At 65.6% G+C, this 4,070-nt stretch carries 3 protein-coding genes; 1 reads left to right on the top strand and 2 read right to left on the bottom strand.

Annotated elements, in window-relative coordinates; all coding sequences use genetic code 11:
* The coding region (locus tag A8G08_RS17495) for an NAD(P)/FAD-dependent oxidoreductase (RefSeq protein WP_068276845.1) at positions 1-1,362 on the bottom strand (1,362 nt) is incomplete at its 3' end.
* Between the two features lie 80 nt (positions 1,363-1,442).
* Positions 1,443-2,258, bottom strand: coding sequence for a helix-turn-helix domain-containing protein (locus A8G08_RS17490; protein ID WP_068276842.1), 816 nt, complete (start codon positions 2,256-2,258; stop codon positions 1,443-1,445).
* A 134-nt stretch (positions 2,259-2,392) separates the two neighbouring features.
* On the opposite strand from A8G08_RS17490, the gene A8G08_RS17485 reads away from it, so the two are divergent.
* Entirely contained in the window at positions 2,393-3,835 is a 1,443-nt protein-coding gene (locus tag A8G08_RS17485) for a cytochrome P450 (protein WP_068276839.1), read from the top strand.
* Positions 3,836-4,070: the final 235 nt, after the last annotated feature.

The raw sequence follows: 4,070 nt of genomic DNA, 5'->3' as shown, positions 1-4,070 counted from the left end.
CTCCCCAGCCGCGAGTGCCTTCTGTTTTTCGCGTTCGAGATGCTCGAGCGCGAGGCGCGCGGTCACCCACTGCTGGGTCGAGGCCATCTGGCCGCGGCCGCGGCCGAGGAAGGTGACGAACCACGAGATCACCGTCATCAGCCGGCTGCGGTAGCCGACGAGGTAGTACAGGTGGAGTCCGAGCCAGCCGATCCAGGCGAGGAATCCGCCGAACTCGAGCTTGCCGACCTGGGCGACCGCGCTGAACCGCGACACCGTCGCCATGCTGCCCTTGTCGAAGTAGCTGAACGGCTTGCGCTGCTCTGGATCGGCACCCTTCAACTCGGCCTTGATCTGCTTGGCCGCGTAGGTGGAGCCCTGGATCGCGCCCTGCGCCTGGCCGGGCACACCCGGCACCGACATCAGGTCACCGACGACGAAGACGTTGCGGTGACCCTTCACGGTGAGATCCGGTTCGACAACCACGCGTCCGGCACGGTCCACCTCGGTGCCGTCGGACTGATCGGCGATCAGCTTGCCGAGCGGGCTCGCCTGAACACCGGCAGACCACACCTTGCAGACGGCGTCGATCCGGCGCTCGGTGCCGTCCTTCTCCTTGACGGTGAGGCCGTCCGCGTCCACGCCGGTAACCATGGCGTTGAGCTGGATCTCCACGCCCATCTTCTCGAGCCGGCGCTGGGCCTTGAGGCCGAGCTTCTCGCCCATCGGCGGGAGCACAGCCGAGGCTGCGTCGAGCAGGATCACGCGCGTGTCGCGGGTGTCGATGTTGCGGAACGCGCCGGTCAGGGTGCGATCGGCGAGTTCGGCGATCTGTCCGGCGAGTTCGACGCCGGTCGGGCCGGCACCGACGACGACGAAGGTCAGCAGCCGCGCGCGCTCCTCCGCGGTGGTCGCGAGTTCCGCCTGCTCGAAGGAGCTGAGGATCCGGCCGCGCAGTTCGAGTGCGTCGTCGATGGTCTTCATGCCCGGCGCGTAGTCGGCGAACTCGTCGTGCCCGAAGTACGACGAATTCGCGCCCGCGGCAACGATCAGGCTGTCGTACGGGGTGACGGTCTTTTGTCCCAGCAGTTCGGAGGTGACCGTGTTGCCGGTCATGTCGATGCCGGTGACGTCGCCGAGCAGCACCTGTGTGTTCTTGTTCTTGCGCAGGATCAGCCGCGTGGATGGCGCGATCTCGCCGACCGAGAGGATGCCGGTGGCGACTTGGTAGAGCAGCGGCTGGAACAGATGACTTGACGTCTTGGAGATGAGCGTGACGTCGACATCGGCGCGCTTGAGGTGCTTCGCCGCGAAAAGGCCCCCGAACCCGGATCCGACAATCACGACTTGGTGTCGTCGTGGTGTTGCGGACTGGATGGTCATTTCGGTGCTCCTAGGTCTCGATCGCGTTCTGTGAGCTTCTTGCAAACGGTAGTCCCCGTCTGCGGTCAAAGCGTGTCAACCTATCCAACACTGGTGCGCATCGAGTTAATTCGTGAGGTGATAGATACTCGCGTCACATCGTCCGCGGGGTAGAACGATTCGATGGCCAACTCGGCCACAGTCACGTCGAGCGGCGTGCCGAACACCGTGGTTGTGCTCAGGAATGACAGCGTCTCACCGGTGTCGGTGGCCAGTTCGAGAGGCACTACGAGCGCATGCGCGACGGGTGTGGAGCACTCCGGCGGCGCCGGGTAGCCGCGCAGTTCCGCGTGTAGCGCGGCGAGTTGTTCGTCTCCGGTGGTGGCGACCTGATGCCACAACCGTTCGAGCACGTGGTTGCGCCACTGGCCCAGGTTGCGGATCCGCGGTGCCATGCCCTCGGGATGAAGGCTCAGTCGCAACACGTTCACCGGCGGCTCGAGGAGATGCTCGGCGACGCCGTCGAGAAATGTGCGCACGGCGTCGTTCGCGTCGATCATGTTCCAGTGCCGGTCCACCACGACGGCGGGATAGGGGAGGTGACCGCGCAGGATCTGCTCGATCGCCTCCGACACGGCCGCCATCGGCAGGTCGGAGAGCCGATGCTGCGGATATTCGGGCGCGAATCCGCCCGCGAGTAGCAGTGCGTTGCGGTCACGCAGCGGCACATCGAGCTGTTCGCTCAGCCGCATGAGCATTTCGCGTGTGGGCTGTGACCGCCCGGTCTCGATGAAGCTCAGATGCCGGGTGGATATCCCGGTCTGGGCGGCGAGGTCGAGCTGGCTCAGGCGGCGACGCAGCCGCCACTCTCGGACCAGCACCCCGGTGGGAGTGGTGGCGGGCGCAGGTTCGCTCACATGAGCGAGCCTAGCTGGCGAAATGTACCCAGGAGGGCGGTCCGGGCGGCGTAGCCTCGACACGGAACGTCGTCGTACCGTCCACTGCGCAATCCGGCGCCGCGTGGGCGGTTGGTCCTGCTCAGGAGGTCGCGATGGTCATAGCGGGTCGAACGCACACGAACGCTCCGGAGAACGCCCGGCTACTCGGTACCGCGCGGAACAGCCTCTTCGATCGAGCGCTGCTGGCAATGCCGCCGCGCACGGGACGGTTGGCCGAACCTCCCGCCGGGAGTGGGCTGCGCGCCGTACCGGGCGATCTCGGACTTCCACTGCTCGGTCAGGGCCTCGCCTACCTGCGCTGGGGCCCGGCGCAACAACTCGACAGCTACCGCCGCGCGGGTCCGGTGAGCTATTCGACGGCACTGACCGACAAGGCGGTGCTAGTCGCTGGCCCTGAAGCGACTGCGGTTGTCGTGGCGAACAAGGACAAGGCGTTCGGTCAGGGCTGGGACTACTACATCGGCCCGTTCTTCCGGCGTGGTCTGCTGCTGCTCGAGTTCGACGAGCACATGTTCCACCGCCGGCTCATGCAGCAGGCCTTCACCCGGCCGCGGCTCGAGGCGTACGTGGAGGAGTTGGCCACGGTCACTGAGGCCGCGATCCGGCGCTGGCCGGTGGACCGGCGGATCGAGATGTATCCGACCATCAAGTCGCACACGCTCGATGTCGCGGCCGACATTTTCATGGATGCCGATGTGGGACCGGAACGACTGCGGCTCAACAAGGCCTTCGAGGCATGTACGCACGCGGCGCTCTCGTGGGTGCGAGTCTCGATGCCCGGCGGCAAATGGCGTGCCGCTCTCAAGGGTCGCAAGGTGCTCGAGGAGTACTTCTACCGCCAGTTGCCGGCGAAGCGTGCCTCTACGGGCAACGACTTCTTCTCGGCGCTGTGCCACGCCGTCGACGAGGATGGCTCGCGTTTCAGCGATGAGGACGTGGTCAATCACATGATCTTCCTCATCATGGCCGCGCACGATACGACCACGACGACCGCCACCACGGTCGCGTACTACCTCGGCAAGCATCCCGAGTGGCAGCAGCGGGTGCGTGCCGAGGCGCTCGCGCGCGGCGATGGCCCAGTGGACATCTCGACACTCGAGTCGATGACCGAACTCGAGCACGTGATCAAGGAGAGCATGCGACTCGTGGCTCCGGTCCCGGGACTGGTTCGCCGCTCGGTGAAGGACACGGACATTCTCGGGTACTACATCCCGAAGGGGACGCTCGTCGGTGTCGCGCCGTGGGTGAATCATCTGCTCCCCGAATACTGGTCGAACCCAGAGGTTTTCGACCCCGACCGGTTCGCCGAGCCACGCCGCGAGGACAAGTCGCACAAGTACGCCTGGATGCCGTTCGGCGCTGGCGCACACAAATGCATCGGGATGCATTTCGGCATGCTCGAGGTCAAGGTCGTCATCGACGCCATGGTGCGCAACTTCGAGTGGGAACTGCCTGCGGACTACGAGATCCCGTGGAGCTTCACCACCATGCCGTACCCGCGCGACGGCGCGCCCATGACATTGCGGCGGCGCTGACGTGTCGCGCTCGAGTTTCATATTCCGCCACGAAATTCGCGGTGCTCGGTTACACGGACGCGGTCCGATTGGAGAACCGCCGCAGCGGAGTTCACTTCTCCGGCACGTCCTGATAGACCGCTCCAATCGCACGTCTCGCGGATCAGCTGCCTGAGCATTCGTCGGTACTACCGGACGAGCCGTTCCCCGAACCCGACGAACCGTTGCTGCCGCCAGAGCCAGTGTCACTCTGCGC

Source organism: Aldersonia kunmingensis, assembly GCF_001646865.1.
Lineage (GTDB): Bacteria > Actinomycetota > Actinomycetes > Mycobacteriales > Mycobacteriaceae > Aldersonia > Aldersonia kunmingensis.
Note: the sequence above shows the minus strand (reverse complement) of the source record. Positions and strands in the feature narration are given on the sequence as shown.

What these genes read in the sequence shown, in the direction of transcription:
- A8G08_RS17485 (WP_068276839.1), top strand. Translation starts at nt 2,393, where the DNA reads ATGGTCATAGCGGGTCGAACGCACACGAACGCTCCGGAGAACGCCCGG.